The following is a 23,720-nucleotide window of genomic DNA, read 5'->3' as shown; positions in this document are numbered from 1 at the left end:
AACCCCTTTTTTCATGAAATTACTTAAATATTGACTTTTTGATTCTGATTAACTACATCAAACAAGAGAGTAAAATATTCTCCTTGGACTCATTAAACAAAGCATTTTGTCAGCGCACCCTAACTATTAATCTACAGTTTCGTAATCCCCTGTAATGGTTTCATCTTGATCATAGTCAAAATCAAACTCCGCAGTGCCACCAGAAATTTGGCTCAAACCGCTAAGGATTTCATCTTCAATACTCTTAAATTCAGGATCAAGATCATCTCCATCCAAGGATTCAAACATAGTTTCTCCTTGAGGTTCGGCATTGGTTTCTGGGGGTTGAGAAACGCTTTCATAGGCTTTGCTACCTAATCCGATAATGGTTTCTCTCAAGTCATTAATCATAGATTCCACTTGACTTACGGGAATGTCGGAAGAATCAATGGCTTCGGCAATGTTGACTTTTTTCTGGTTAATTTCTTCTTGTAAACTTTCACCCACAAGGAAAGGATTTTTTTCTAAGCTCAATTCGTAGCTATAGAGAAGACTATCTAATTGTTTTTTAATTTCAACTAATTGTACCCGACGGCGATCGCTAGAAGCATATTCTTGAGCCTCCCGACGCATAAGATCAATTTCTTGGGCATCCAAAGAGCCAGTATTACTAATGACGATTCCTTGCTCAATGCCTGTACCTTTATCCTTAGCACTTACTTTAAGAATACCATCGGCATCAATATCAAAGGATACTTCTATTTGTGGTACCCCCCTAGGCGCTGGGGGAATACCCGTCAAAAGAAATTTGCCCAAACTCTTGTTATCTTTGACCATAGAACGCTCCCCTTGCAACACGTGAACTTCCACAGAAGTTTGTCCATCCACGGCCGTGGAAAATACTTGAGCACGACTGGTGGGAATGGTGGTGTTACGGTCAATAATTTTGGTAAATACTTCCCCAAGGGTTTCCAAGCCCAAGGATAGGGGGGTAACATCCAATAAAAGTAGGTTGCGCACCTCTCCCCCTAATACTCCCCCTTGCACTGCCGCCCCTAGGGCTACGGCTTCATCAGGGTTAATGGAGCGGTCAATGGAAATACCTGTGCCGAAAAATTCCTCTATCTTGGCGGATATGGCAGGGCTACGGGTTGAACCCCCTACCAACACGACTCGATGAATCTGGTCTTTTCGGAGTTCTGAATCAGCGAGCGCCCTTTGCATGGGAGGGACGATTTCTTGTACCAATGGAGCGATTAGTTCTTCTAAGTCAGGGCGAGAAAGTTCTAGTTCTAAGTGTTTTGGTCCACTGTCATCGGCGGTAATAAAGGGAAGATTAATGGATGTTTCCATGAGGTTGGACAACTCTATCTTGGCTTTCTCTGCAGCTTCCCTGAGCCTTTGCAGTGCCATTTTGTCAGAACTAAGGTCAATGCCTTCTTGTTCCTTAAATTTTTTAATTAGCCAATCAACGATAACTCCGTCAAAATCATCCCCCCCTAATTGGTTATTCCCTGAAGTGGATACTACCTCAAAGATACCGTTACCCAGTTGCAACACCGACACGTCAAAAGTACCTCCCCCAAGGTCAAATACCAATACATATTGATCTTGGTCTTGTTTATCTAAACCATAGGCAAGGGCGGCGGCCGTAGGCTCGTTAATAATCCGCATCACTTCTAACCCGGCAATAGTACCAGCGTCTTTGGTGGCTTGTCTTTGGGCATCGGTAAAATAAGCAGGAACAGTGATTACGGCTTGGGTGACGGGTTCTCCTAAAAATGTTTCGGCATCGGTTTTTAGTTTTTGGAGAATCATCGAGGAGATTTCTTGGGGGGTATAGCTACGATCTTGTATTTGGACATCTACGGTGTCATCTTTCCCTTTTACACACTGATATGTTACCCGAGTGCGATCGTGATCGCTATCAGACCATCTTCTACCTATAAATCGCTTGATGCTGTACACGGTATTTTCGGCATTGGTGACGGCTTGACGTTTGGCTAATTGCCCCACTAGGCGCTGAGAACCTTTGCCAAAGCCTACTATACTGGGGGTTGTCCGTGAACCCTCTTGATTATTGATAATTAAAGGTTTGCCCCCTTCTAGTACGGCAACACAACTATTTGTTGTTCCTAAGTCGATTCCGATTACTTTTCCCATAACTGATAGCAGTTGCGATTTATAAGTTTTCTTGTGGTGTTGATCTTGATCGTTTTTTACAGGATACCCTAGGAATATTTGTTGTCATCAATTATTATTTTTTACGACAACTATTTTTGATGTACAACACCTTCACCTAAGTGTAATTTATTTTGCTCAATTTTTTTATAGAGCCATAGTGGGTGGCTCTTTTTCTATTTTTCCTGCTAATTTATATTAGTTAATTTTACTAATAAAAGGTGTTGATTAATTTTCAGCATTTTCGCCATTTTCTGGGGTGGCGATTGCTTCATTGTCGTCATCATCTTTGGGGGCGGCTACTTTCACCATAGCATAGCGTAGCACTTGATCATTGAGAAGATAACCCCTTACCAATTGCTCTATGACTGTGCCTTCAGGATACTCGTTAGTAGGCTCTCTGAGCATAGCTTCTTGGTAGTTAGGATCAAAAAGTTCACCTTCTGGACGCATGGCAGAAACCCCTAGTTTTTTCAAACTTTCGACAAAGGTTTTATATACTCCTTGATAGCTTTTGTGAATACCCATTTCCCCATCATTAGCTGGTTTTATTTGGGTTCTAGCTCTTTCAAAGTTATCCACCACAGGAAGTAATTCGGTGATGGTTTTCTTTTTGATGGTGGTTTCTTGTTCTTCTTTTTCTTTGGCGGTGCGACGACGGAAGTTATCAAAGTCAGCAGTTAGCCTCATGAATTGACCTTGAACACTTTTCGTTTGTTCTTTTTGAAGCTCTAGTTGTTGGTGAAGATTGGCTATTTCTTCTTGTAAAAGGGCGATCGCCTTTACACTTTCACTCTCATCATCGCCAATATCAGAAGTATCCTCTGACTCAATATCATCGGTGGTTTCAGAGGTTACGCTATCATCCTGAGCTTCATCATCAGTTACCCCATCCGAATCATCTTCCAAAACTTCAGGTTCCATCACTGAATCTATATTTTGATTTTCTTCTATATTTTCTTGTTCCTTAATTTCTTGATCCAATTCCATATAATTATTTGTTTCAGTCATAGCTAACTGTAATAAAATTTACTTGATAGTTACTCATAATTGTAACTAATTCTAGGTACTTCGTTAAGTTTAACTCTCCATAATCCTTGAAAAAACGAACATAGCAATTCACATCTTAAGATAAGATAAATAATAAGGAAAAATATCATTATCAGTAAGCAAACTATGACCCGTAGCTATTATTTTGATTCTGAAGCCAAAAAAAGTTTTGAACTACCCGGGGCAAAACCCCACTATAATCCAGATCGCTATGGGCAGGTACAACATATTTTTCTTGACCTAGAATTGGACATAAGCGCCCAGAAATTTGGGGGAAATTGTAATATTACCCTCACCCCTATTCGAGAAAACATTAGTCAACTTACCCTTGATGCTGTTGACCTTGAAATTGAGTCAGTTTTGATTGATAGTATCAGTCAACCCTTTGATTATGACGGTGAAACTTTAACTATCAATTTACAACAGCCTACCACCACAAAAGACTTAGTAATTGTTATTAAATATAGTAAAGAAAAACCCCAAAGAGGATTATATTTTATCGCCCCCGATGAACATTATCCAGATAAACCTCATCAAGTATGGACTCAAGGAGAAGACGAAGATTCCCGTTACTGGTTTCCTTGTTTTGATTACCCTGGGCAGTTAGCCACCTCCGAAATAAAAGTAAAAGTTCCCGCTGAATATACAGCTATTTCTAATGGAGAATTAGTAGAGATTCAAGAGATAGAAAACAGTAAAATATATCACTGGTTACAGCCTCAAATTCATCCTACTTATTTGATGACTTTAGCAGTAGGTAAATTTGCCAAAATTGAGGATAAATGGCAAGATATTCCCGTAGATTATTACGTAGAAAAAGGCAAAGAAAAAGAAGCTACCATCAGCATGGGTAAAACCCCTAGAATGATTGAGTTTTTTAGTAAAAAATATGGTTATAATTATCCCTTCTCAAAGTATGCTCAAGTGTGTGTGGATGACTTCATTTTCGGGGGCATGGAGAACACATCTACTACCCTATTAACGGACCGTTGTTTGTTGGACGAAAGAGGAGCGTTAGATAATGATCGCACCGAAAGCCTTGTGGCACATGAATTAGCCCATCAATGGTTCGGGGATTTGGTGGTAATAAAACATTGGAGTCATGCTTGGATAAAGGAGGGGGCGGCTTCCTATGCAGAGGTGTTGTGGACGGAGCATGAATATGGAGATGATGATGCCCGTTATTATCTTTTAGGGGAAGCAAGGAGTTATTTACAAGAAGATTCCTCCCGTTATCGTCGTCCCATTGTAACAAATGTGTACCGAGAGGCGATCGAATTATATGACCGTCATTTGTACGAGAAAGGCGCCTGTGTATATCACATGATACGCTCGATTTTGGGGGATGAATTGTTTGACAGGGCGATTCATACTTTTATTAATGATAATGCCCACAAAACCGTGGAAACCGTTGATTTATTAAGGGCGGTGGAAAAGTCAACGGGCTATAATTTAGGCTCTCTTTTTGATCAATATGTCTTTAGGGGTGGACACCCTGATTTTAAGGTAACCTACAGTTGGGATAATGATTCTAATTTGGGTTGTGTGACGGTGAAACAAACTCAGGCTAAAGAGGAAAATGGCAAATATATCGATTTGTTTGAGTTGAAAATTCCCCTTGCTTTTGGTTACTATTCTGCCCAAAAAGGCGTTACATCTACGGAGTTTATTCTTAAGTTAAATAAACCTGAACAAAGTTTCTATTTCCCTCTAGCTGAAAAACCTGATTTTGTTAGTTTTGATGTTAACAATAATCATCTAAAAACTGTTAAGTTAGAATATGGATTTAGCGAGTTAAAAGCCCAATTAAAGTATGATCCAGACCCTATTTCCCGCATTTACAGTGCGATCTCTATTGGTAAAAAAGCTAATTTAGAAGCGGTAAAAACCCTTAAAAATGCTTTTGAAAATGAGTCTTTTTGGGGAGTTAAAGTAGAAATTGTTAAGCAGTTAAGCAAAATAAAACTAGATCAAGCGGTTGATACCCTCATAGAGTTTTTAGCCGAAGAAAATCACCGTGTCAGAAGAGCAGTTATAGAAGCCCTCGGCAAACATAAAACCGAATCTAGTTATAACGCCCTCAAACAAGTGGCGATCGCCACTGACCCTAGTTACTACGCAGAAGCCTCCGCAATCAATGCTCTCGGCTCATTGGTGACGGGTACTTTAGCGGATAAAGAAAATGAGGTAATTGAGCTTTTCGGTCAAATATTGAAGGACAGAAGTGGCTTAAACGAAATAATTAGATCAGGGGCGATCAATGGTCTTAGTAAACTAAAAACTTCCCCCGCCGCCGCCGACTTAATCGCCCAATATACCAAACTCGGCACCCCTCAACCCCTTCGACTAACTGCCATTCGTTGCCTTGGGGCGGTTGCCAAAGGACAAAAAGCAGACAAATTAGCCATTATCCTTGAACAATTTGAAGACATCCTCAAAGATACCTTTTTCCTTACTCAAATGGCACTTATCAGCGGTTTATCTCAAATCGAAGATTCCCAAGCCATTAATCTTTTATCCACCCTTGCCGAAAGCACCCCCGATGGTAGGGTAAAAAGACGGGCAGAAGAAGCGGTTAATCAGGTGAGAGGCAAATTAGGCAAGGATAAAAATCTTGAGGATTTACGCCAAGCGGTAGATAAACTTAAAGAGGAAAATCAAGATTTAAAAAGTCGTTTAGCTAAACTAGAAGAAAGGTAATACTAAGTCCGATTTATAAAACATACTTTTATTTATTGTTTTGACAATGGGCTTAAGCCCATTGTTTGTTTTATTTAGGATACTTTTCCCGAATAAAATCGAGGGCTTGGGATTTTGTGGTAACTTCTCCATCTAAAAATAATCCTTTGACGGTTTTTAAAATAATTTGATATTGGGGGCTTGGTTTATAGCCTAATTGTCTTAAATCATTCCCATCAATGAGGGATTCTATTTTACTCCAATGGAGAAGATATTGCCAGATATTTGACCTAATTTTCTTATTACTTTTTACGGCAATTAAAATTAAATCAAGGGGTTTATAATGGCTAAACAATTCTACTTTATGACTTAACTTTTGATTACTATCAAAACTATTTTCGATCTTTTCTTTGTTAGTTTCTAATTGATTTAGTCTTGTTATACTATCTTTGGGCAGTTGTAAATTTTCAGCGACTCTTACTCTTATTTGTAACTCAAGGCTAGTTAAAATGATCTCTAATCGTAGTAACCAAGAAGGAGTTTTATGATTTTCCTGTTCTAAATTATAAAACCTTAACCAGCGATCTAAATAACGAATTTGCCACCATATTTCCGGGCTAATTTTACATTGAGGATGGATACAAGCGAGCGCCCCTAATTGTTGTAAAAGTTCGAGGGCTTTTTTCCAGTAATCGGCTTGGAGAATATAACTTAATTCGGCTTTGAGACGGGTAGTAAGGGCGGGGATAGAAGTTTTTTCGAGGGATACTTTTTCAAAAATACCACTACCGATGGCATACTCGATATATTCAAGGGTTTGGGCTTCTATGACAAAGTTTAGTCGCACCGCAAAGCGCACTCCTCGAAATATTCTGGTAGGATCTTCTATAAAGCTATTGGGATGTAGTACACGGATAAGGTGCGATCGCACATCACGCACTCCCCCAAAAAAGTCTAGTAATTCCCCTGGATTAGGATTAGTTAAACGCACCGCCAGGGCATTGATAGAAAAATCTCGGCGGTATAAATCCTGACGAATCGAACTTGCTTCCACTTCTGGATTCGCTGCAGGATAAGGATAAAACTCCGTGCGTGCCGTGGCAATATCAACCCATAATGAGCCTAAATTATCATCATCGTGCCAAGTGAGGGCAGCGGTTTGAAAATCTCCGTGGATACTCAGACGGGCTTGGGGATAACTTGCTTGTAAGGCTTGGGCGAGGGCAACCCCTGCCTCGGTGGTAGTGTTGCGATGAAAACCATCTACTACCAAATCAATATCCTGTAACTTAAGAGTGTCATCATCCCCCGTCAGCAATAAATCTCTGACTCCTCCCCCCACCAGATAGAGATGCCATCCTTTTTCCTCAGCATATTGGGCGGCTTTTTCTAATAATTCCCCGATGGGAGGATGTAGCTTTTCTTGAAATGAGGGTAACAAACAAGAAACCACGGGGGAAGCGGAGGCAGTTTGATGTTTACTGATGCGGGTTTGATGGAGTTGCCGTAAAATGTCGGTGCGGGTGACAATACCAACTAAATCCCCGTTGTCTAATACTGGTAATCGCCCAATATCGTTATTTACCATCATGGCTTCAATGGTGGATAAACCCGTATGGGGGACAATGGTATGCAAATTTTTGCTCATATAACCTTTTACGGGGGCATGGGCAAAACCGTGATGGAGGGCAATATCAATGTCACGGCGAGAGATAACCCCCACTAATTCCCCTTTTTCATTGACCACAAACAGCCCAGAATGTCCGTAACGTAGGAGAATGCGTTGAGCTTTTTCGATGGTGGTATGGGGGCGAATGGTACGCACAGGGGAGGACATTAAGTCGAAAGCGGTGAGGGCTGCGGGGACTTGGGTATGGATTTGTTTTTTAATTTCGTCTAAAATCTCTTGGGGATTGTCGCAACGGATGGAAAAGGAAGCGGCACTACTATGTCCACCCCCCCCATATTTGGCAAAAATGTGTCCTAAGTTGATTGAATCTAGGCTTGAGCGTCCAATGATGCCTAGTTTATTTTGTTTTCCTTTTTTTTGCTGATAAAAATGCCCGAAAATTAGCACATCTACTTCTAGTAAATCCCCAATGATTGCTACTAAGCTAGATAGTCCAGGGATAAAATCGGGGGTTTCTAAAAGTATAAAGGCGATCGCACTTTCATTGATATATTCTGTCTCTACTTTATTAAGAATATTGGGTAATAAATCCTGTAACAACGGAGATAGACTAGGTTCGGCATATTCAGAAACCATAGATAAATTAATACCCATACCCATCAACCAAGCAAGGGCAAGAACATCTCTTTGGGAAGTCTGCTCAAAAGTTAACGAGCCTGTATCCACATGGATACCCAAAGCCATCACCGTCGCCTCAATGACATTGAGGGTAATATTATGCCGTTGCAAAAGTTCACAAATAATTGTGCTGGTAGAGCCTACTTTTTCGATATATTTATTAGTAGCCGTCAAAGTATGTTCATTTTCAGGGTGATGATCATAGATAGTGACAGACTCTATATTAGGCAATGATAACCATTCTACCGCCTTCCCGATGCGATCGCCTCTTTGAGTATCCACAATAAAAATACGGCGAATATCTTGAGGATGGATAGTACGCCGGTCAATCAACGCCAACTCATCACGGTGAAACGCCAAAAAATTTCTCACCGAAGGATGCTCTCCCCCCGTCAACACAATTTTTGCCCGACCATGGATTTTACTCAAACCCACCGCCGCCCCCAAAGTATCAAAATCCGCTGTCCGATGACACAAAATTAAATCCATACTACCCATGATAATCTTTCAATAAACCAAATTTACCAGACTGCTATTGTCGTGAAAAAAAAATTTGCTATAATTAACGGATTAAAATAGACTTAACATAGTCCTAGAGTAAGATACCCTAACCTATAGGATTATGGTTTAACATGGGAATAAGTACTATTCATACAGAAAATATAAGGGAATAAAGATTTGTGTTATATCTGGCAGAAGTTAAAACCCAAACAAGAGGGTTTGTTGGTGGTTACAAAACAGAATTAAAATTATTAACCTCCCAAGCCGCCGATCAAACTTGGACGGCAATTGCAGGAGAAGACATCATCACCACCGATGCCATTAGTGAACAAACTGGCAAAGGTACTCTTTACATCCTCAACCTAGATAATAACAAACAAATTCAAGGCGCACCAGAATTAGCAGGTTCTCGCATTGTTAACTATTTGCGCCATTTTTCTCGCACCCTAGAAAAATCTAAATCCCAAGAAGAAGAAATAGAAGAATGGAAAGTTTCCCTACAAATTCAAGGGGAAGAAATTGCCAAAAGACAAGCCGAATTAGATGGACAACAACAAAGATTACAAGAGCAAGAATCAAAACTTGTCCTCCTCGAAGAAGAAAAAAATAAATTAACTGCCGCTTGGGAACAACTTACCAACGAACAACAAAGACTTAATAATAATAAAATAGATCAAGGGGAAATCCGTGAAAAATTAGAATCAATTTCTGGAGCTATAAAAAATAACATTCCCCAACCAGAAATGTTTACCCAACCCATCGACGAAATACTTTCAGGGGTAAATAATCAACAAACCAAATTAGATGAATATTGGCGAGAATTAGAACATAATAAAAGTAGTTTAGAACAACAACAAAACGAACTTAACAATCAAAAAGAATACCTAAAACAAAAACAAGAAGAATTGTTGATGGCAAGGGAAGAATTAGCCAAAGCAAAATTTACCCTACAAAACATTAACAGCCAAATACAAGAAAAAGAAAGTCTTTTACGCCAATTTAATCTCACCAAAGAAGGTATCCACCGTTTACAAGAGGAAATCTACCTTTTAGGGGATGATGGAGAAGAGCAACAAGTGGATATTGAAGCCTTAGAAACTATGCCCCTAGGTGACTTAGAAGCCAAAGTAAATGAAGTAAAAGACGAAACTGCTAAGGTGGTTAATTTTGTTAATATGCAAGAAGAAGAATTAACCCTCCAAAGCGATGAAGTAAAAGAGATTCAAGAGAAAATTTATAGTGCCAGTGACGTAGATAAACTGAGTCTTGAAACTGAATTAGCGGATTCTCAAGAAGCTATGAAACTATTAAATGAAACTCTCGTGGGGCAAAGACGAAATCTTAAAAAGCAACAAAAGGTATTGAATGAGTATCTGAAAGTATTTAGTCGCCGTAAAGGAATTATTGATCTCGATTTTGCCGAGACAATTAATATTAAACCACTTCTAGCAGAAGTAAAAGGTCAACAAATGGAAATTGACCAAAAAATTGAGCATTTTACGAATGAATTAAATCAGTTAAAAAAAGCTCAACAAAACGAACAAGAAACCGTTAATTTTCAAGAAAATAATTATCAACAGACTGAAAATCAGTTGCAGTCAAATCAAGAAAATGTTGAAAATATGTGTCGTCACACTACAGAAATACAGGCAAAAGTTAACCTGTTAGAACAGGCATTACATCCCATTCAAGATCAATTAAATCATATTAGAAATAATGCCCAAAAACTTCAAGCGGATGTTGGACAAATTCATACAAAAGTAGAGGCTCAAAATAATGCGATGAATGAATTACAATCAATGTTAAATTAGGAGTTGAATGAAATTAACTTTAAGATTTAATTTGATAATTATAAGCTCTACAAGCCTCTATGAAAATTAGTTTTTTATCCCATAGATATGTTTTAATACTAGGCATTATTTTTCCCTCCTTTATGGGAATTAATAATACTCTTTTTGCTCAAAATATTGACCTAGAAAATAGACAACAACAATTTAACATTCCTGCTGATGTCATGGAAAATAGCCCTGTATGGCAAAAATGGGTAGAAGAAACTCCGAATTTATTAGATGAAATCAGAAATAAGCCTAGTTTTCCCACTCGACTGAGAATCGGTTATAGTGAGTTTCCTTCTAATAATGCCATTGGGGGAATTTCTGTGGGAATAGAAGATGTATTTATCGGTAAAACCCCTTTAACCTTCAGTGCCAAATATGCTACTTCCTTTGATGAAGAAGATAGTCAAGGAAATTCCTTAGAGCGTCGTTCTGTGAGTGCTAATTTAAACTACTATGTATTACCATTAGGGGGTTATTTTAACATTGCCCCAGTGGTGGGTTATCGCTCTATTACAACAAATGGTTATAGTACCGATGGTATAAACCTCGGAGTAAGAGTTGCGTTACCATTATCTCCCCAAGGGGCGGCAGATGTGTTTGTCACTCAAAATTTTGTAGGGTTGGGTAGTAGTAATGAAGTTGGTATTACAGAAATTACCGCTGCCTATGCCATTAACAAGAGTTTACGTTTATCTACCCAAATCGAGTGGCAAAATTCTATACAACAGGCAGACTCTCAAGTTAGTGTGGGTTTGGAATGGATGTTTAAATGATAATTAATAATTTATCATTCGTTACCTTGAAATTAAATAACAGTATTTCTACCCCTTTCTTTTGCCTGATATAAAGCATTATCTGCCCTAGAGATGAGGATTTCTTTGTTAGATAAGCCGTATCGCACTTTTATTTGTCATCAACTCTCCATTTTATTACAAAATACAACCAAAATAACAACTTTCTGTAACAATTGATACAGAAAAAATCCATCTTATTTAAAAGATGCTACATTGAGTATAGGGAAAAATATATCCCCCATAGCAAAGAGCGAATAATATCAACAGTGCTAAGACTCTATGGAAATAAGCACAAAAGATAACATCTAATCAGCACTGAGATGAAATTTTAACTAAGTTGATAAATAAATTTTTAAATAATTGAAAAGAGGTATAAATAAATGAAAATGTCCTACAGAGGAAATCAACATCAATCCAGTGAAACATCATTATTAGAAGTAAAAGAAGCAGATATATTAGGTAAATATAGAGGTGTCGAATGTCGCCAGAAACTTCCCCGACACATTCCCCAGTTACAACCAAAAATTTTCTTGACATATCGTGGTGTCGCCTATAGTAGTAATCCCAATGCGCAACCTTACTTTATTCCTCGCCAAGAGGAAAGGCAACAAGAAAAAGAATGTCTCTCCACTGTCAATGTTATCAGCGAAGAAACTAAATGTAATTTAGGTGCTATTCATCAAGCCAATTTGCGCCGTAATTTAGAACGTCGCATGGAAATAGCTCAAACCAATGAAAACTATCATTTGTTGGCAATGTTAAAAAAAGAAGCTGATGCCCTCGATGAGAAAAAAAGCATCAAATGTTAACCTTATGAGTTAAGCCAAGGTTTAGTAATTTCTTCTAATTGCGCCACCTCATCACTGCTTAAACTCCACCCCAATGCCCCTGTATTATCTTGGGCTTGTTTGGCATTTTTTGCCCCCGGAATAGGTATGACATTCTCCTGTGCCATTAACCAGTTAAGGGATACTTGGGCAGGGGTTTTCTGATATTTTTCTCCCAGTTGTTTTAAAAGTTCGAGTACGGGGGCAATTTTGCTTAAACCGCTGGAACTAAAACGAGAGTCCATTTTTCTAGCACCTTCTGGCTTAGTAGTATTATCAAGGTTATATTTTCCTGTTAGTAAACCTTGGGCTAGGGGGCTATAGGCAAGAAGAGTAATACCTAATTCTTGGGCGGTTTTGAGGATGCCTTTGGCTTCAATTTTGCGGGTAACGAGGGAATACTTTACTTGGTTAACGGCGAGGGGGATATTTCTTTTGGCAAGAATATCTTTTGCCCTTTTCATTTCTTCAGAGGAATAGTTACTAACTCCGATCGCCCCTATCCTACCTTTTTCCACTTCATCTGCCAAGGCATTCATGAGGTTATCTTGACTCATGAGCATAAAAGGCCAATGGACTTGATATAGGGGAATATAATCCATTTGTAGGTTTTTGAGACTTTGGGTAAGGGCATCAGCTACACAACCACCGAATAACCGCCAAGGTAGGGGGGCGTATTTGGTCGCAATGTCAATTTTTTGGTCTGTAGCCTTACAAAATTCTCCCAAAAGTTGCTCGGATTTACCACTGCCATATACCTCCGCAGTATCAAAAAAAGTTACTCCCCCCGCCACCGTTGCCTTAAATGCTTCTTCAATCTGGCTTTTACCATAGGTTTTGCCATAATCCCAGAAAAAGGAGTCTCCCCACGCCCATGTACCAATGCCGAGGGCTGATACTTCTATGTCCGTATTGCCTAGTTTTCTGGTTTGGGTAATGTTGTCGGTAGTCATAGATAATTAGTTATATTAAGTTTTATTGCAATATATAAAAAATTATAACAAATGGCTATGAAATACCATGTCATCTATGACGGCAACTGCAACCTCTGTGTTAATTTAGTGCAATTATTAGAGAGTTTTGATCAGGGGAAGTCTTTTGTATATACTCCTATGCAGAATGAGGAAGTTCTTGATTCGATGGAAGTGAGTGCCTGTGATTGTGAAAAGGGCATGATTTTGATTGATAAGGAAAATAACCAACGGTGGCAGGGAAGCGATGCGGCGGAAGAGATTGCCCGAATTTTACCCTCTGGCAGTTGGTTTGTCAGTGTATATCAGGGTTTACCTTTTGCGAAGGGTACGGGCGATCGCCTTTACGCCATGATTCGAGATAACCGTTATCAACTATTTGGTAAAAGACTAGAAACTTATGTCTCTAGGTATGGAATGAGGGATTAGGACTAGGGGAAATGAAGTGATGGGGTGAAATAAAAATCAATTTAATTGCCCATTCCCTTATCTAGTATTGCTTCGAGTAGGTAAAAAATGAAACAAAACTTAATAAAACTCCTAAGAAAGCCCAAAAAGATTTAATCTAAATAGAACGAATTGATTAAAAAACAAAGTTTTAAAATAAAAAGAATCAATGACTATAAAAGCAAGTGGCGGTAGTTCCTTAGCGAAACCGCAATTATACCAAACTGTAGCTGTATCAACTATTATTCAGGCAGAACAGCAAGATCGTTTTCCCGATCAAAGAGAGTTAGGTGAGTTAAAAACATACTTTGATTCTGGTTTAAGAAGATTGGCGATCGCAGAAACCATTACCAACAATTCAGACATAATCGTTTCTCGTGCGGCCAACCGTATCTTTACTGGTGGCTCTCCCATGGCTTTCTTTGAAAAGCCCCCAGTTCAAGCACCCTCAATGGTTTTGGCAGGGGTAGGTGGTGGTACAGAAGTACCTAGCGACATCAAAGCAGCCCAAAACTCCACCGCAACCTTTGTGGAAGAAAAAACTAAAACCAAAGCCAAAAAAGGTAATTTCTTTACGGGTTTATTTTCCTCCTTCTCCTCCGCTCCTAGCATTGGTGCTATTCCTGCGGGATTTAGACCTATCAATGTATCTCGTTATGGCCCTAGCAACATGACCAAGTCCTTGCGGGATATGTCTTGGTTTTTGCGCTATGTGAGCTATGCGATCGTGTCAGGAGATCCTAACATTCTGGTGGTCAATACCAGAGGTTTAAGAGAAGTCTTAGAAAGAGCCTGTTCCATTGATGCCACCGTAGTAGCATTATTGGATATGAAAGCCTCCTGTCTTGGCTATTTTCAGGGTGATGCAGAAGCAAAAGAAGTTATTGCTCAATATTTTGACATCCTCCTTGCCGAGCTACAAGCCCCCACTCCAGCCAACAAAGTACGTCAAAGACAATCCAATGATTTACAAGGTTTAGAACTACCTCAGAGCTACTTTAATGCCGCTGAACGTCGTCCTAAATTTGTGATGAAAACGGGCTTATCTGCCACCGAGAAAAACGACGTAGTAAAAGCCGCCTATCGTCAAGTATTCGAGCGTGACATCAGCAAAGCCTATTCTCAATCTATTTCTTACCTTGAGTCTCAGGTAAAAAATGGCGATATTTCCATGAAGGAATTTGTCCGCCGTCTAGCCAAATCTCCTTTATACCGTAAGCAATTCTTTGAGCCTTTCATCAACTCCCGTGCCTTAGAACTTGCTTTTCGTCATATCTTAGGTCGTGGCCCTTCTTCCCGTGAGGAAGTACAAGACTACTTCTCTATCGTATCCACTGGAGGTTTGGGGGCGCTGGTAGATGCGCTCGTGGATTCCCAAGAATATGGAGATTACTTCGGAGAAGAAACCGTACCTTACCTCAGAGGTTTAGGGGTTGAGGCTCAAGAATGTCGTAACTGGGGTATGCAACAAGACTTGTTTAACTACAGTGCGCCTTTCCGCAAAGTACCTCAATTTGTCACTACCTTTGCTAAATACGATCGCCCCTTACCCGATCAACACGTTTACGGTTCTGGAAATGACCCCCTCGAAATTCAATTTGGAGCCATTTTCCCCAAAGAAACCCGTAATCCTAGCAGCGCCCCTGCACCTTTCAGCAAAGATACCAAACGTATCTTAATCCACCGTGGACCCGGTATCAATAACCAAAACAGTAACCCCCGCGCCCGTGGAGAATTCCCCGGTACCTTAGGGCCCAAAGTAGTTCGTCTCAACAACGAATTACCAGGAGCAAGTAATGGTTTAGGAGTTAAATTTGGTGAAAGTTCTACCCAAGCCGTCATCAAAGCTACCTATCGCCAAGTATTTGGTCGTGATGTCTATGAAGGACAAAGATTAAAAGTAGCGGAAATCAAGCTCGAAAACGGTGAAATCTCCCTCAGAGACTTTATCCGTATGTTAGCTAAATCTGAGCTATTCCTCAAAACCTACTGGACTCCTTTCTATGTGTGCAAGGCGATCGAATATATCCACCGTCGTCTTTTAGGTCGTCCTACCTACGGACGTAGTGAGATGAATCCTTACTTCGACTTAGCATCCAAAAAAGGCTTTTATGCCCTCGTAGATGCCATGATGGATAGTAAAGAATACTCAGAAGCCTTCGGCGAAGACACCGTACCCTACGAGCGCTATGTCACCCCCAACGGTTTACAAATGCGTAACGCCAGAGTGGGAACCATCAGAGAAGACATTGGGCAAAGAGTTGATAAAGAAGTAACTCCCAGATTTATCGAACTCGGACAAGTCGCCAACTTCCGTACCGAACCCGACGTTAAATCCCGTGTTAACCAAGGTGTAACAGTTCAACGTCAACAAACCAAGGTATTTAAACTTACCAACAACGTTGACAAAGTAGCTCTTAAAAATGCAATTCGTGCGGCCTATCGTCAAGTATTCGAGCGCGATGTAGAACCCTATGTGGTAAATGCCAACTTCACCAACTTAGAAAGTAAGCTCGGCAACGGAGAAATTTCTGTCAAAGAGTTTATCGAAGCCATCGGTTGCTCTGATTTATACCTCAAAGAATTCTATACCCCCTTCCCTAATACTAAGGTCATTGAATTGGGTACTAAACATTTCTTAGGACGGGCGCCTATGAATCAAAAAGAGATTCAGCACTATAATCGCATTCTTGCTAGTCAAGGTATTCGTGCTTTTATCTCTGCTTTGGTAGGTAGTATGGAATATTCTCAAGTGTTTGGTGAAGATACCGTGCCTTATCGTCGTTATCCCACCTTACCCGCTGCCAACTTCCCCAATACCGAAAGACTTTATAACAAGTTAACCAAACAGGATAATGAAGTTGTAGTACCTAGTTTTGCCCCTGCCACTGGTACAGGTGCATCTATTAAATAAATCATCTTCAGCTAAATTCTCCCTTCTTTATGAAGGGAGCTAGAGAAAATCAAAGGTGGGCAATGCTCACCTTTTTTCATCCACTAAAATAGTATTAGTTATAAATAACCCTCTTTTGTCACTTTCCATTTTTTCTTACTATTAATTAATTTCATAACTCCTTATAAGCAAAAGATTACATATACTACAATTTCCTTTTCTTAATTTTGAGTCATCTTTTATTTTAAAGTAACAAATAATCGGGCGATCGCATATAGAGAAAGACTTTTAGAGTTTAGCAATTTCAAAGATTATCGGAGACTGACAAAAGAGGGATATATCGAATCCGTAGAGAAAAGTATGCTAATACAACGAACAATGGGCTTAAGCCCATTGCCAAAGACAGTAAATAAAATTACAGTTTATAAATCGGACTTAGTATTAATTGTTGGCAAAAAAACACCTGCATTATTACTAGAATCATTATCCAACAGTTATCAAGACTGGTTGGTTAATCTATTTCAACCTTTCATTACTTTTTATATCGTATTCAATCAACTCAAACGTTAAATAAACCCATCATCTGACAAAGTTGAAGTATTGAATAAGTAGAGGGTCAAAGAAAAGATAAAATAAAAATATGAAACTCTCAGAAGTATCTAAAGTTAAAAATCTTGCTGCACTCTATTTAGAAAGTGAACCTGCCGAAATTTCTGATGTGATGATTGCTCAATTGTGTGATTGGCTCTGGAATGAGTTTCAGACGACACCTCTAAATATAGAATTTTCATGGTATAAGCGTTACGCTAACACCAGTGAAATGTTTGATGATATTAAGCAAAATCATTTGTGGGTATCAGCGGAAAATTATGACACCTCATGGGAACTTAATCCAATTTATAGCTTTATCTTTCAAGCAGTGCATGATCACGATCATTATATTACCCATAGTGATTTTAGTTTAGAAGGGGAAATAATAGCTTACAATGCTACGGCTAAAAGGGTAAAAAGTCTAAATATTCAGAAAATTATTTATTCCGAAAGCGTACTAAAACCAGCTGCTTATATTTTCCTTGGACACCCACCAATTTCCAAAATTGTATTTCCATAATTTACCCAAACAAAGGAGTAATCCCATGATGATAATGTCAAACGAGAATACTACCATTCATTGGAAAGAAATAATTGAATATCCTACAACAGGAATCAAAAGTAAGATTCTATTAGAAGATGGAAACTGTCGATATACTTTAATGTCTCTCTCATCGGGGAAGAAAATCGCCGAACATACCAACCCTCGCAATGCGACAGTCAACGTGATTGAAGGGGAAGGAATACTAACCCTAGCGGGTAAAGAAATTTCATTAACACCAGGAGTGTTTATTTTTATTCCTTCGAATACACCCCATGCCATTCAATCATCAACAGAACTTGCATTTTTGTTAACTCTTTCGGAACAGTTTTCTTAGGTAACCTTAAAACTAAAACACCCACATAATAAAGAATATTCAATGGATTGATTATGGGAAAACAATACCCATCTGATTTTATGCTGAGGTATGGAAAAAAAGCTGTAATTGAGCTAAACTAGAAAAGTTGTAAAAAATTCACATATCTAGGATGTCGGGTGTTTCTGACAGAGAAATTTTAATCGCCTAGATAGAGGATAAACCCGAATAAAGGAGAAAATCAAATGCCAGTAGTTAGCTTAAAAGAGCTATTAGATTCTGGTGTTCACTTCGGACACCAAACGCGCCGTTGGAATCCCAAGATGTCTCAGTACATCTACACCGCTAGAAATGGGGTTCATATCATTGACCTAGTACAAACCGCCCAATTAATGGACGAGGCTTATAACTACGTCAAAAAAGCTGCCGAAAGCGGTAAAAAAGTTTTATTTGTAGGGACCAAACGCCAAGCTGCTGGTATCATTGCCCAAGAAGCAGCCCGTTGTGGTGCATTCTACATTAACCAACGTTGGTTGGGGGGAATGCTAACTAACTGGGAAACCATCAAAGCCCGTGTTGCTCACCTCAAAGACTTAGAAGCCCTCGAGGAAAGCGGCGCATTAGACAGAAGACCTAAAAAAGAGGCTTCGGTATTACGTCGTGAGTTAACCAAACTCAGAAAGTACCTCGGTGGTATCAAGGACATGAACAGAATTCCTGACCTTGTTATCATTGTTGATATTCGTCGTGAGCATAACGCCATCAAAGAATGTCAAAAACTCAATTTACCTGTGGTATCTATGTTGGATACTAACTGTAACCCTGAGTTGGTTGATTTACCTATTCCTGCTAATGATGACGCTATTCGCTCCATTAAGTTAATCATTGGTAAATTAGCTGATGCTATCTATGAAGGGCGCTATGGTAAAGCTGTGGCTGAAGGCACTGTGGATGAGTTTCTTGAATCTGTAGAAACCGTTGAACCTGCGGAAGATCAAGATTATGAAGATGATGATTACTCTGACACCGAAGATGCTGGTGGCGAAGAGGAGTAATTTTTCCTGATTGACAACTTAGCCGTTGACAATGTAACTTTTACTTACTGTTAATTGTGTCTATAACCTAGATACTTTTGGCGGTGAGTAAAATTTGTTTTTGATTTCCGTTGTATGGTGAAATGATAAATCCTGTTTCCAGAAAAACTGAGAGCATGGGACTCGATTTATGTAATGATTATTTAAGATAATTTTTAAAATTTAATACAAACTAAAGTAATTAATTATGGCAGAAATATCAGCAAAGCAAGTAAAAGAGCTTAGAGATAAAACCAATGCAGGGATGATGGACTGCAAAAAAGCCCTCAAGGAAAGTGATGGCGACATCGCAAAGGCGATGGAATGGTTACGTCAAAAAGGTATTACCTCCGCCGAGAAAAAAGCTGGTAGAGTTGCCGCTGAAGGTATCGTGGAAAGCTACATCCACACTGGTGGACGCATTGGGGTAATTGTAGAGGTTAACTGTGAAACTGATTTCGTAGCTAGAAGGGAAGATTTCCAAGCCCTTGCCAAAAACATTGCTATGCAGATTGCTGCTTGTCCTAATGTGGAATATGTTAAGGTTTCTGATATTCCTCAAGAGATTGTAGCTGAGGAAAAAGCTATTGAAATGGGCCGTGATGATTTGGGTAATAAGCCAGACAACATCAAAGAAAAAATTGTTGAGGGTAGAATCCAAAAACGCCTTGGCGAAATGTGTTTACTTTCTCAACCCTATGTAAGGGATCAAAGTGTTACTGTGGAGGAGTTAATTACTCAACAGGTTGCTAAAATCGGCGAAAATATCCAAGTTCGTCGTTTCTCTCGTTTCATTTTAGGTGAAGGTATCGAGAAGGAAGAGACTAATTTTGCTGAAGAGGTTGCTGCTCAAACTGGCGGCGCTGTGTAGATTTTTCTCTTGCATTTTTTTTGATTTGTGAATCTTTCCCCCTTTGCCTGATGGCTACTCCCTTTTGGGGAGGAAGGGGGATTTTGATTATGTGTTGTTGTTTATGGATGTGGAGTAATGGGCAAGTCAATCAAGCAGTTACGTGGTGATTTGACGGTATTGGATACAGAGGTTAGGCTACTGGGCAAGGAGTTGTACAGTTTATATGAGGAGTATATTAAACATTTTACTCCTGTGGTGGCTAAGCAGTTGGTGTTGGCTAGTTATCAGATATGTACTCAAAAGTATCCTGATAGTTTTTTGGCTTTGAGTTATCAACAAAAGGTTGATTTACAGGGAAAAATTAAGGGTTTAGGTAAGGGTTTTTTGATCAAGTTATCTAATTATTTGGTGGAGATAGATGTGCCAGATAATAATCTTGTTGTGGATTTTCCTCGGAGTTTGACGGGGGTTATTCCGCAGGAGGTGCCGTCGGAGGTTAACAGTTTACAGGCTGGTATTCAGGGTTTAAGTGCTGAGATTTCTTCTGGGGTTAATCTTTTTTCTGATGTTTTAAATCCTGATGATGTTTTACATTTTTATGATGAAATTGAGGATTCTTTGGGGGAGGTGTTGACGGAAATTTCTTCTCGGGGAAATGATTTGTTGAAGGAGTATAATATTCTTCCTGCTCAAATTCCTGCTAAGGTTTTGGAGATGGCTCTGAAAAATAGGGATAATTCTAAGGGTATTGCTGATGCTCCTAATCTTCTTAGTTTGGTGGTGGAAAAGGAGGATATTTCTAGTAAGGAAATTAAGGATATTACTCCTGTGGTGGCTATGTGTTTACGGTTGGGGGAGATTGAATTTGGTGATACGGGGTTAAGTGCCGATCGCCGCAGGATCGTTGCTATTATGGATAAGCTAGTTGATCTACAAAGACGTTATCAACGTATTACAAGATTATATGCGATCGCACAGGCAGAATCTCAGTGGCGTAGTTGTTGGAGTGAGGAGAGTTAAGGGAATAGGTAATAGTTTTTAAATATTAAAAGAATCAATGAAATAATCAAAGTTAAGAAGATTAATGAAAGAAGAAAAACAGAAAAAAATAGTTGTTCCTAACTTAATTGTGGGGTTAGGAAATCCTGAGTCAAAATATGACAAAACTAGACATAATATTGGTTTTGAAATAGTTGATTATTTAGCAGATAAATGGGGTTTTAGTTGGCAAAAAAATAGTAAATTTAACGCTCTTTTTTGTGAAGGTATAGCCCCCCATCGTCAAAAAGTAAGGCTGTTAAAACCGTTAACTTATATGAATCGCTCTGGGCAATCAGTAAGGGCGGTAATTGATTGGTATAAGTTGAGTCTTGATGACCTTTTGATTGTTTATGATGACATGGATATTCCCCTAGGCAAAATCCGATTAAGGCTGTCTGGCTCGGCGGGGGGTCATAATGGCATGAAATCGATTATAAGTCATGTAGGGGGTCAAAAGTTCCCCCGTTGTCGCATCGGCATTGGTAAATCCGAGGGCAAAAAAGAAACTATCGGTCATGTTTTAGGAAAGTTTTCCTCCAGTGAAGCCCCTATCATACAAGATTTGATGGATGTTACCCAAAGTGCGATCGAGCTTAGTTTAAAAGATGGTATTGAGAAGGCAATGAGTTTGTATAATTAAACCATCAACTATTTAAACGTTGATAAGCGGTGACTAAACCATTCTTGTCTCCCACATTTCCAGGGAATAAAACCACAGGCAGATTAGGGAATAAATTATGATTGGCAGGGGTGGTAATAACTGAGCATCCAGGTAAAATTTGCCCCAGTAGTCGGGCTTCCTTGAGGCTTAAACCATTACTCAAAACATCATTGGAGGTGATACCCCCTTTACTAATTAAAAAGCCGATGTCTTGGGGTAATCCTTTGACAATTTCCATTAACAGACTTGATACTTGTTTCCCAAATTCGAGACGGGTGGCTATGTCTGCAAAGGTTAATTCTTCTCTACTGGTATAAATAGCAGGGGTTTTATTGTTTGAGAGGGCTTGGCTTACTTTTTCTAGGGCTTGGGTGATGATTTCCTGTCGGGAGTTGGGGTTATCTCGCAGTAATACTACGTCAATTTCAATACCTGCTATTTCGGGTTGTTGTAATAATTGGTTTAGTTGTTGGGTAGTTTTTTTGACATGGGAACCGATTAAAATAACTCCAGTGTTATCGGTGGGTTTATATTTACCCATATTTTCGGCTTCGACGGGCTGTTTGCCCACTCCTGCAAGGGAAGTTAAGATACTGGCGGCACTACGGAAAAGGAATTTTTTGCCTTCTCTGGCGACGGTGAGTAAGTCTTGGGCGAATTTATCTAAGTCGGATTGGGTTTCGGCATCGACGGCACAACATTGATTATGGCTTAGTTTTCTGAGTCTTTCTTGGGTGCCTTTTCTAATGTCTTCTAATAAAAAGCACTCTACTTCTTCTGGTTTAATTTTACCGTCGGTTTTTTCGCTGACATAATCGGGTAAATAGCTGTAGCTGTAACCAAATACTGAGTCTTGGGCAAATTCTGTTTGGTGGACGGGGGTTTCTACTCCATCGATGATGAGATAATGGGTGCTATGGCGGGTGATTCTACCCCCTTCAAAAAAGGCTGGAATGAGAAAATGGGCGTCAAAGTCTCCTAATTCTTGGGCGATGGTGTCGGTTTCGATGGGGTAATGTCCTCTGAGGGTGGAGTCTGAGCGACTTACAATGAGGTAGTCTTCTATGTTTTCAAGGGCGATCGCACTTTTGAGATTACGACATACTTCTTGGGTAGTACGGGAGGCTTCTTGAGGGTTTAAAGCCCTTGTGTTGGTGAGAATAAAGAAAATAGGGCATTCATCCCGTAAACCATCTCGAAGGGTATCTACATCCCACTGCATCAATAATAAGCAACTATGGACGGTTTGAGAACCTGTGGGGTCATCGTCTAATACAATTATTTTAGGTTGTTTATTCATGTTTAACAGTTTTGGGAGTGTCTTTAATAGAAGTAATTTTTAATTATCTCTTCTTCTTTTATTGTTAATGGTCAATGATTTATTGTCAATTTTTTCCTATTCCTTGAGGACATAACCAACCCCCCTGACGGTTTGAATCAATCGTTTTTCTTTATTGGCTTCTAATTTTAACCGTAGATAACGCACATATACTTCAATGATGTTGGAGTCGCCCCCAAAGTCGTATCCCCATACCCTCTGCAAAATTTGGTCACGGGTTAAAACCTCCCCCGCATTAGAGATAAGGTACTCTAGTAAATCATACTCCGTGGCGGTTAAGTCTATGGTGCGATCGCCCCTTTTTATTTCCCTAGTGCGACGATTTAAGCTAAGATCAACGAAATGCAATAAATCTGGATCTTCTTCCCCACTACGTCGTAAACTAGCCTTTAATCTACTTAACAAATCCTCCATGGTAAAGGGTTTCAATACATAATCATCGGCCCCTGCGTCCAATCCTGCTACCCTGTCGTTAATCTCATCCTGTGCCGTCAAGAGAATAATAGGCACTTTATCCCCTGCCAAACGTAAACGGCGACAAACTTCTAACCCTGATAACCCTGGTAAAATGCAATCAATAACAATCAAGTCAGGGCGAGATTCCCTTGCCATGGTTAAACCAACTAGCCCATCCTCGGCAATCATCACCTCATAACCTTGATACTTTAATCCTTCTTGCAAAAACTTAGTTAGTTTCTGCTCATTTTCGACAATTAATATTTTACTCATAAGTTTAATTATGACTAAGATACAGTAAATTTTACAATATTTTATGGTCAAAAGAGATGAGACGATAGAAGAAATATCTGAATCAATGTCTAATTAACAATTAAATAA

Annotated in this window: 18 protein-coding genes; 12 read left to right on the top strand and 6 right to left on the bottom strand. The window is 39.4% G+C overall.

Features of this window, described 5'->3' with window-relative positions; translation table 11 throughout:
- Window positions 1-126 precede the first annotated feature (126 nt).
- Both dnaK and grpE read right to left on the bottom strand, forming a co-directional pair.
- The gene (dnaK, locus tag A5482_RS01300; protein ID WP_446682307.1) at window positions 127-2,142 is read right to left on the bottom strand and encodes a molecular chaperone DnaK; all 2,016 of its coding nucleotides are present in this window, start codon (window positions 2,140-2,142) and stop codon (window positions 127-129) included.
- Window positions 2,143-2,388: 246 nt separating this feature from the next.
- Window positions 2,389-3,171, bottom strand: a complete 783-nt coding sequence (grpE, locus tag A5482_RS01295; protein ID WP_069789886.1) for a nucleotide exchange factor GrpE — start codon at window positions 3,169-3,171, stop codon at window positions 2,389-2,391.
- A 165-nt stretch (window positions 3,172-3,336) separates the two neighbouring features.
- Here grpE and A5482_RS01290 point away from each other — a divergent pair, with 165 nt between their 5' ends.
- Window positions 3,337-5,910 (top strand): M1 family metallopeptidase, encoded by a 2,574-nt coding sequence (locus A5482_RS01290; RefSeq protein ID WP_069789887.1) that lies wholly within the window; start codon window positions 3,337-3,339, stop codon window positions 5,908-5,910.
- 70 nt (window positions 5,911-5,980) lie between these two features.
- On the opposite strand, the gene A5482_RS01285 is transcribed toward A5482_RS01290, so the two are convergent.
- Window positions 5,981-8,686 carry a CBS domain-containing protein gene (locus A5482_RS01285; protein ID WP_069790143.1) on the bottom strand — a complete coding sequence of 902 codons (2,706 nt, stop codon included), beginning with the start codon at window positions 8,684-8,686 and terminating at the stop codon, window positions 5,981-5,983.
- A 191-nt stretch (window positions 8,687-8,877) separates the two neighbouring features.
- Here A5482_RS01285 and hmpF point away from each other — a divergent pair, with 191 nt between their 5' ends.
- The 3 genes from hmpF (at window position 8,878) to A5482_RS01270 (ending at window position 12,139) form a co-directional block, all read left to right on the top strand.
- On the top strand, window positions 8,878-10,509 hold the full coding sequence (gene hmpF / locus A5482_RS01280) for a pilus motility taxis protein HmpF (protein WP_069789888.1): 1,632 nt from the start codon (window positions 8,878-8,880) through the stop codon (window positions 10,507-10,509).
- Between the two features lie 59 nt (window positions 10,510-10,568).
- Entirely contained in the window at window positions 10,569-11,309 is a 741-nt protein-coding gene (locus A5482_RS01275; RefSeq protein WP_069789889.1) for a hypothetical protein, read from the top strand.
- Between the two features lie 407 nt (window positions 11,310-11,716).
- Complete coding sequence (locus A5482_RS01270) at window positions 11,717-12,139, top strand: DUF4278 domain-containing protein (protein ID WP_446684788.1); 423 nt, start codon at window positions 11,717-11,719, stop codon at window positions 12,137-12,139.
- Between the two features lie 2 nt (window positions 12,140-12,141).
- Here A5482_RS01270 and A5482_RS01265 read toward each other — a convergent pair whose 3' ends face one another.
- The gene (locus tag A5482_RS01265) at window positions 12,142-13,110 is read right to left on the bottom strand and encodes an aldo/keto reductase (protein WP_069789891.1); all 969 of its coding nucleotides are present in this window, start codon (window positions 13,108-13,110) and stop codon (window positions 12,142-12,144) included.
- Window positions 13,111-13,167: 57 nt separating this feature from the next.
- On the opposite strand from A5482_RS01265, the gene A5482_RS01260 reads away from it, so the two are divergent.
- The 8 genes from A5482_RS01260 to pth all read left to right on the top strand — a co-directional run bounded on the left by A5482_RS01260 (window position 13,168) and on the right by pth (window position 21,523).
- Complete coding sequence (locus A5482_RS01260) at window positions 13,168-13,557, top strand: thiol-disulfide oxidoreductase DCC family protein (RefSeq protein WP_069790144.1); 390 nt, start codon at window positions 13,168-13,170, stop codon at window positions 13,555-13,557.
- A gap of 187 nt (window positions 13,558-13,744) precedes the next feature.
- Complete coding sequence (locus A5482_RS01255; RefSeq protein ID WP_069789892.1) at window positions 13,745-16,489, top strand: phycobilisome rod-core linker polypeptide; 2,745 nt, start codon at window positions 13,745-13,747, stop codon at window positions 16,487-16,489.
- Between the two features lie 619 nt (window positions 16,490-17,108).
- Complete coding sequence (locus A5482_RS01250) at window positions 17,109-17,579, top strand: transposase (RefSeq protein ID WP_069789894.1); 471 nt, start codon at window positions 17,109-17,111, stop codon at window positions 17,577-17,579.
- A gap of 25 nt (window positions 17,580-17,604) precedes the next feature.
- Entirely contained in the window at window positions 17,605-17,937 is a 333-nt protein-coding gene (locus A5482_RS01245; RefSeq protein ID WP_069789895.1) for a cupin domain-containing protein, read from the top strand.
- Window positions 17,938-18,161: 224 nt separating this feature from the next.
- Entirely contained in the window at window positions 18,162-18,971 is an 810-nt protein-coding gene (rpsB, locus tag A5482_RS01240; RefSeq protein WP_069789896.1) for a 30S ribosomal protein S2, read from the top strand.
- A 226-nt stretch (window positions 18,972-19,197) separates the two neighbouring features.
- Window positions 19,198-19,860, top strand: coding sequence for a translation elongation factor Ts (gene tsf / locus A5482_RS01235; protein ID WP_069789897.1), 663 nt, complete (start codon window positions 19,198-19,200; stop codon window positions 19,858-19,860).
- Window positions 19,861-19,977: 117 nt separating this feature from the next.
- The gene (locus A5482_RS01230; protein ID WP_069789898.1) at window positions 19,978-20,862 is read left to right on the top strand and encodes a hypothetical protein; all 885 of its coding nucleotides are present in this window, start codon (window positions 19,978-19,980) and stop codon (window positions 20,860-20,862) included.
- Between the two features lie 64 nt (window positions 20,863-20,926).
- Window positions 20,927-21,523, top strand: coding sequence for an aminoacyl-tRNA hydrolase (gene pth, locus A5482_RS01225; RefSeq protein WP_069789899.1), 597 nt, complete (start codon window positions 20,927-20,929; stop codon window positions 21,521-21,523).
- Between the two features lie 4 nt (window positions 21,524-21,527).
- Here pth and A5482_RS01220 read toward each other — a convergent pair whose 3' ends face one another.
- Both A5482_RS01220 and A5482_RS01215 read right to left on the bottom strand, forming a co-directional pair.
- Window positions 21,528-22,844: a four-carbon acid sugar kinase family protein gene (locus tag A5482_RS01220; protein WP_069789900.1), complete on the bottom strand. Its 1,317-nt coding sequence runs from the start codon at window positions 22,842-22,844 to the stop codon at window positions 21,528-21,530.
- A 96-nt stretch (window positions 22,845-22,940) separates the two neighbouring features.
- Window positions 22,941-23,612 carry a response regulator transcription factor gene (locus A5482_RS01215; RefSeq protein ID WP_069789901.1) on the bottom strand — a complete coding sequence of 224 codons (672 nt, stop codon included), beginning with the start codon at window positions 23,610-23,612 and terminating at the stop codon, window positions 22,941-22,943.
- Window positions 23,613-23,720 lie beyond the last annotated feature (108 nt).

Source organism: Cyanobacterium sp. IPPAS B-1200 (assembly GCF_001747005.2).
Classification (GTDB): domain Bacteria; phylum Cyanobacteriota; class Cyanobacteriia; order Cyanobacteriales; family Cyanobacteriaceae; genus Cyanobacterium.
The sequence above is the reverse complement of the archived record's forward strand: the minus strand, read 5'-3'. Positions and strand labels throughout refer to the sequence as shown.

Coding starts and splice junctions, on each gene's coding strand:
- dnaK (WP_446682307.1), bottom strand. CDS start 2,142: ATGGGAAAAGTAATCGGAATCGACTTAGGAACAACAAATAGTTGTGTT.
- grpE (WP_069789886.1), bottom strand. CDS start 3,171: ATGACTGAAACAAATAATTATATGGAATTGGATCAAGAAATTAAGGAA.
- A5482_RS01290 (WP_069789887.1), top strand. CDS start 3,337: ATGACCCGTAGCTATTATTTTGATTCTGAAGCCAAAAAAAGTTTTGAA.
- A5482_RS01285 (WP_069790143.1), bottom strand. CDS start 8,686: ATGGATTTAATTTTGTGTCATCGGACAGCGGATTTTGATACTTTGGGG.
- A5482_RS01275 (WP_069789889.1), top strand. CDS start 10,569: ATGAAAATTAGTTTTTTATCCCATAGATATGTTTTAATACTAGGCATT.
- A5482_RS01270 (WP_446684788.1), top strand. CDS start 11,717: ATGTCCTACAGAGGAAATCAACATCAATCCAGTGAAACATCATTATTA.
- A5482_RS01265 (WP_069789891.1), bottom strand. CDS start 13,110: ATGACTACCGACAACATTACCCAAACCAGAAAACTAGGCAATACGGAC.
- A5482_RS01260 (WP_069790144.1), top strand. CDS start 13,168: ATGAAATACCATGTCATCTATGACGGCAACTGCAACCTCTGTGTTAAT.
- A5482_RS01255 (WP_069789892.1), top strand. CDS start 13,745: ATGACTATAAAAGCAAGTGGCGGTAGTTCCTTAGCGAAACCGCAATTA.
- A5482_RS01250 (WP_069789894.1), top strand. CDS start 17,109: ATGAAACTCTCAGAAGTATCTAAAGTTAAAAATCTTGCTGCACTCTAT.
- A5482_RS01245 (WP_069789895.1), top strand. CDS start 17,605: ATGATGATAATGTCAAACGAGAATACTACCATTCATTGGAAAGAAATA.
- rpsB (WP_069789896.1), top strand. CDS start 18,162: ATGCCAGTAGTTAGCTTAAAAGAGCTATTAGATTCTGGTGTTCACTTC.
- tsf (WP_069789897.1), top strand. CDS start 19,198: ATGGCAGAAATATCAGCAAAGCAAGTAAAAGAGCTTAGAGATAAAACC.
- A5482_RS01230 (WP_069789898.1), top strand. CDS start 19,978: ATGGGCAAGTCAATCAAGCAGTTACGTGGTGATTTGACGGTATTGGAT.
- pth (WP_069789899.1), top strand. CDS start 20,927: ATGAAAGAAGAAAAACAGAAAAAAATAGTTGTTCCTAACTTAATTGTG.
- A5482_RS01220 (WP_069789900.1), bottom strand. CDS start 22,844: ATGAATAAACAACCTAAAATAATTGTATTAGACGATGACCCCACAGGT.
- A5482_RS01215 (WP_069789901.1), bottom strand. CDS start 23,612: ATGAGTAAAATATTAATTGTCGAAAATGAGCAGAAACTAACTAAGTTT.